Source organism: Komagataeibacter xylinus NBRC 15237 (assembly GCF_001571345.1).
GTDB lineage: Bacteria > Pseudomonadota > Alphaproteobacteria > Acetobacterales > Acetobacteraceae > Komagataeibacter > Komagataeibacter xylinus.
The window spans coordinates 1-4336 of the sequence record NZ_BCTP01000095.1 but is presented as its reverse complement, the minus strand read 5'-3'; the positions used below and the strand labels follow the sequence as shown (position 1 = coordinate 4336).

Sequence of the window (4336 nt, the reverse complement as noted above, 5' to 3'; positions counted from 1 at the left end):
GAGAACTGACCCGGGTTTTTCATCAGGAATTGACCCAGCCAGATGCTATTTCAGGCATAGTCGGACGGGCGGTCAAGAAGAGGATCTGTCCTTTCTGTTTTTTGATGCGGCGGTGCTGGCACGGAACCTGTAGCTGTCATTTCCTGTCTCGAGGATATGACAGTGATGGGTCAGCCGATCGAGGAGCGCCGTCGTCATCTTCGGGTCACCAAAGACGTCTCCCCATTCACTGAAGCTCAGATTGGTTGTGATGATGACACTGGTGCGCTCGTAGAGGCGGCTGAGCAGATGGAACAGCAGGGCGCCCCCAGACGCGCTGAAGGGAAGATAACCGAGTTCATCAAGGATCACGAGATCCAGGCGGAGCAGCCTGTCGGCAATCTGCCCGGCCCGGTTGGCGGTTTTTTCCTGTTCGAGCGCATTGACCAGGTCGACCGTTGACCAGAAGCGCGCCTTCTTGCGGTGATGGGTGATCGCCTGGATGGCCAGCGCGGTCGCCAGATGGGTTTTCCCGGTTCCCGGGCCGCCGATCAGCACGACATTTTCAGCACGCTCGATGAAGTCCCCGCCATGGAGCTGGCGGACCATGGGCTCGTTGACCTGCGTATCGGCAAAGGAGAACCCGGACAGGTCCTTATAGGCGGGGAACCGGGCGGTCTTTGTCTGGTAGGCGATGGAGCGCACTTCGCGTTCGGCCAGTTCCGCCTTCAGGAGTTGTGAGAGGATGGGGATGGCCGCCTCGAAGGCGGGCGCGCCCTGCTCTATGAGGTCAGCCGTGGCCTGGGACATGCCATACATCCGCAGTCCACGGAGCATGACGACAAGTGAAGCGGCGGCAGGATCATGACGCATGGCGGCTGTCCCCACGCAGGATGTCATACCGCCCTGTATCGGCGCACGGTTCGTGTTCGAGCACCAGGGCCTGTGGGGCATCAAGCCGGGGAACCGCGGTTCTCCTGGCATCGATCAGGCGATGAAGCGTATTGAGAACATGGGTCCTGGTCGCCACGCCGTCTTCAAGTGCCAGTTCAACCGCGCAGAGGACAGCCTGCTCATCATGCTGCAGCACAAGGGCCAGGATTTCAGCCATTTCCCGGTCGCCTCCAGGCCGCCTGAGCAGCTGATCCTGCAGGGTCCGGAAGGCGGCTGGCAATTCGGTAAACGGCGCGCCATTGCGTAGGGCGCCCGGTTTGCGCTGGATGACCGCCAGATAATGCCGCCAGTCATACACCGTGCGGCCTGGCACACCATGCGAACGCGTGATGATCCGGTCATGCACGCACAGAACCTGTCCTTCGGCGATAACGCGCAGCCTGTCGGGATAAACCCGCAGGCTGACCGGACGATTGGCAAAGGAGGCCGGCACGCTGTAGCGGTTGCCTTCGAACTGGATCAGGCAGGTTGGTGAGACGCGCTTGGTCTGTTCGACAAACCCGTCAAAGGGACGCCCCGGCACCATGAGGTGAGGACGTTCGCTGGCATGGACCTCGGAGACGCTGTGCGGCAATTCAGCATGCTGCAGCCGTTCCCAACAGTCCAGGCAGCGGGCTTCCAGCCAGGCGTTCAGCGCCCCCAAATCCGGAAAGACGGGCAGATCCTGCCAGATCTGGCGCCGGGCATCCTGCACGGTCTTCTCGATCTGCCCTTTCTCCCATCCTGCTGCCGGATTGCAGAAGGTCGCCTCGAACAGATAATGGCTGGCCAGGGCCATGAAGCGCAGGTTGACCTGACGTGCCTTGCCTGACCCAATCCGGTCCACGGCGGTCTTCATGTTGTCAAAAATACCCCGCCGCGGCACGCCACCGAGCACGCGGAAGGCCTCGGTAAGCGCATCAAAAAGCATCTCGTGGGTCTGCAGGGGATAGGCCCTGAGTATGAAGGCCCGGCTGAAGGACAGTTTGGTGTGGGCAACCTGCAGCTTGACGCGATGCCCGGCAATTATCGCCCAGTCCTCGCCCCAGTCGAACTGGAAGGCTTCCCCGGGCTGGAAGCACAGGGGCACGAAAACACCCCGACCCGTTGTCTGGCGTGCCTGGCGCTGTTCGTGTTTCCATTGCCGGATGAAAGCGGCCACCCGTCCGTAGGACCCATCATAACCCAGCGCCACAAGGTCTTCATGCAGTCGTCGCGCCGTGCGCCGGTTCTTGCGGGGGCGGGCGGCTTCCAGGACCAGCCATCCCCTCAGCCTGTCAGCAAACGGGTCCAGTCGGCTGGGACGTTCGGGTACCTGGAACCGCGGTTCAATACTCTGTGCCCGGAGATATTTTCGGATCGTATTGCGTGACAGTCCCGTCCGGCGTTCGATCTCGCGGATCGGAAGATGATCCCGGCAGTGCCACCGACGGATCACACTCAGAAGCTCCATGTCAATCACTCCTCAAACCCCCAGCAGATGCTGCCGGGGAGTGTGAAGGCATGGGTCAAATCTCGATGAAAATTTCCGCCCTACCCGGGTCAGTTCTCAGTGAAAATCAACACCCTGATCGTTGCCTGCCAGAAGGAAAGCGATCCAGGGAAAGACCGCGATGAACGGGACACGGAACACTTCCCCGATTACGGTACAGAGCAGGGTAATGACCACAAGCCGGGCCGTGTTTTTCCCACGTCCAGGCACGGATTTCATTTCATGCCAGAGCGCGCGGAGGCCTGATGGAGGATCACCCTGATCAAGTGCTGGCGGCGCAAAGTGCCGCCGGATGTCGGCTGTACTCATGGTGTTTATCGGTCAATGACAACGCTGACGGTCTCGCCGATACGGACAAGATCAGGCGGTGGGTCGATCAGCCTGACACGCACCGGGAAACGCTGGGCAATCCGGACCCAGTTCAGGCTTCGCGGAACGCGAGGCAGGCCGTCGGCGGTTGTGCCTTCATCGGGAAGAACGCCGGCGTTGAGGCTGTCAACGATCCCGTGGACATGGCGGCCGGTCATGCCGACCAGATAGACCTCGGCATGCTGTCCCGTCTGCGTTCCAGCAAGCTGGGTTTCACGGAAATTCCCGACAGCCCACCATTCTTCCGTATTGACGATGGTGAAAAGGGGATGGCCTGCGACGGCATATTCGCCGGCCGAGACATCGAGCGCCGTCACGATCCCGTCGCAGGGCGCCCGTACTACCGTGACCCGGAGATTGCGTTCGGCCAGGGACAGGGCCGATCGCGCACCGGCCACAGCCGCTTCAAGAGGCGCGATGCTGCGCACGGCCTGCCGCGCGCCCATTGCGGCCTGCTGTGCTTCGTCAAGGGCGGCCTTTGCGGTCGCGACCTCGGTACGCGCCTGGTCGAGTTGCTCGACCGTCACGAAGCCGTTGCGTTGCAGTGGTGTCAGACGCGCCAGCGTGCGTTGCGCGAGATCCAGGCGCGCCTGCGCGCCCGGAACACCGCTCCGGCTCGCATCGGCATGCGAAACCTGGGATTCCACCTGTGTAGTCTCGATCGCAAGCTGGGCCTGGAGGTTATGCAACTGTGCGAGCGCCTGGTCACGAGCGTACTGATATGGCTCCTGATCAATGATGTAGAGCACCTCGTCGCGATGGACGCGCTGATTGTCGCGTACCGCCAGTTTCGTGACCCGACCGCTGACGTCTGGCGCCATGTGTATGACATCGGCCCACAGGTAAGCATCATCGGTACGGGGACGGTGGTGCAGGCGTTCTGCCGCCAGGAGAGAGAGGCCGCCCAATGACAGGAATGCGGCTACGCTGATCGCAATACCAGTGGTTTTACGTCCGTTCATCATCAGTGACCGAAGAGCACGAGCCAGAGCGCCAAGGTGATACTGCCCGCTATGGCTGGATAGGTAAGCAACGGGAAAGGCACGCCTGTCCCAATCCCTGTCGCGCCGAGGGCTGCGCGCGTGGCGACGGCTCCGAGTGCGCCACCAGCAGCGCAAAGCAGCCATGACGGGAAGAATGAGCCGGCGATGTTCTGGGCGGGGGCGGCTGTACAAGCCGTGAGAAAGGGAATGACGCACAGGCCCGCGCCACCAATCACCCGACCGAGCCGAAACAGGGATGGCGCGCTCATGCGAGGCGTTCCTGGGCTGCCGTCACCGCGCGCTGCAGGGCGGACACGATCTTCTCGTGCATCGCCTCGGTATAACGCGCACTGAGCAGACCCACGCTCAATGCGCCGAGCAGGCGTCCATCGGAAGTGAAAAGCGGTGTGGAAACACTGGTCACGCCCACCGCCAGCTTGTCACGCATAATGGCGATGCCACGTTGCGCCACGTCCTTCATGTCGCGGTCGAAGGCCGCACGGCTGGGGCTGTTTTCTTCATTAGCTTCGATCGCCTGGAACAGTGCGACCCGGACCGTACGCGTCTCATGTGCCCAGAT

6 protein-coding genes are annotated in these 4336 nt (G+C 61.8%); all 6 read right to left on the bottom strand.

Annotated features, from left to right (window positions below):
- Window positions 1-72 precede the first annotated feature (72 nt).
- Complete coding sequence (gene istB / locus GXY01S_RS16350) at window positions 73-852, bottom strand: IS21-like element helper ATPase IstB (RefSeq protein WP_025437302.1); 780 nt, start codon at window positions 850-852, stop codon at window positions 73-75.
- Window positions 842-2365 (bottom strand): IS21 family transposase, encoded by a 1524-nt coding sequence (gene istA, locus GXY01S_RS16345; protein ID WP_061276814.1) that lies wholly within the window; start codon window positions 2363-2365, stop codon window positions 842-844. The genes istB and istA overlap by 11 nt, the downstream gene beginning before the upstream one ends.
- 96 nt (window positions 2366-2461) lie before the next feature.
- A complete protein-coding gene (locus GXY01S_RS18420) occupies window positions 2462-2713 on the bottom strand; it encodes a hypothetical protein (RefSeq protein ID WP_156470345.1) in 252 nt (83 codons plus the stop codon).
- A gap of 5 nt (window positions 2714-2718) precedes the next feature.
- Window positions 2719-3738 (bottom strand): efflux RND transporter periplasmic adaptor subunit, encoded by a 1020-nt coding sequence (locus GXY01S_RS16340; protein WP_082770962.1) that lies wholly within the window; start codon window positions 3736-3738, stop codon window positions 2719-2721.
- Entirely contained in the window at window positions 3738-4025 is a 288-nt protein-coding gene (locus tag GXY01S_RS16335) for a YtcA family lipoprotein (protein WP_051671960.1), read from the bottom strand. Before GXY01S_RS16335 ends, GXY01S_RS16340 begins: the two co-directional genes overlap by 1 nt.
- Window positions 4022-4336: IclR family transcriptional regulator domain-containing protein (locus GXY01S_RS16330; protein WP_218003177.1), on the bottom strand; the 315-nt coding region annotated here is incomplete at its 5' end. The genes GXY01S_RS16330 and GXY01S_RS16335, both read right to left, overlap by 4 nt.